This window comes from Luteitalea sp. (assembly GCA_009377605.1).
In the GTDB taxonomy this organism is placed as follows: Bacteria; Acidobacteriota; Vicinamibacteria; order Vicinamibacterales; family Vicinamibacteraceae; genus WHTT01.
Genome location: WHTT01000265.1, coordinates 1 through 678, shown reverse-complemented (window position 1 = coordinate 678; position 678 = coordinate 1). Strand labels below are relative to the sequence as shown.

1 protein-coding gene is annotated in these 678 nt (G+C 68.0%); it reads left to right on the top strand.

What is annotated here, in order from left to right; genetic code table 11:
• Positions 1 to 71: 71 nt before the first annotated feature.
• The gene (locus GEV06_28860) at positions 72 to 308 is read left to right on the top strand and encodes a hypothetical protein (protein MPZ21853.1); all 237 of its coding nucleotides are present in this window, start codon (positions 72 to 74) and stop codon (positions 306 to 308) included.
• Positions 309 to 678: the final 370 nt, after the last annotated feature.

Here is a 678-nt window from a genome sequence, read left to right as displayed (position 1 = left end):
CGGGCGAACAGGGTCCGCAGGGGGAGCCCGGCCCGGCCGGACCCGGAGTCACCGGCTACGAAATCGTCTTTATGGGCAGCGAAGCGGACAGCTCTTCCAAGGTCGTCTCAGCCGTCTGTCCCTCCGGGAAGGTGGTGATCGGTGGCGGCGGCGGCAGCGGCGGCGGCACTACTAACGTGGCGCTCCTCCGCAGTGAGCCCAGCCTTGATGGGAGCGGGTGGAGCGTCGAGGCGCACGAAGTGGGGCCCGGCACAAATCAGAGCTGGAGTGTGGGTGCCTGGGCGATCTGCGTGGTGCTCGAGCCGTGAGCCGGTCGTCGGCCTTCCGGCGACACCGATCGGCTCGGACGGCTTCCCCCTGAGCGGCCGTCCGTCCGGCGTCAGCCAGACCAGACGCCGATCTGTGTGCCCCTGACGGTTACTGGGCGCAGGGTTGGGTCGGGGCCGAGGGGCGACCCTCGGTTGCTCCGCAACCCTCGCGTTCGGACCTGAGACGGCCGGTGTATTTCGGGGGAGGAGCTGAGCTGAATGGATGCGCGCGACGCCCAACCGCCCCCGAATTTCCCGTCCTCGGCTTGCGGGGATTCAATCTATGCCTGCCCCGGACACGCAACCCGCTCGACGACCAGATCACCACTTGGCAGGGAGCTCATCGGTTTGAAGGAGGATCGGACATGAC

What these genes read in the sequence shown, in the direction of transcription:
- GEV06_28860 (MPZ21853.1), top strand. Translation starts at nt 72, where the DNA reads ATGGGCAGCGAAGCGGACAGCTCTTCCAAGGTCGTCTCAGCCGTCTGT.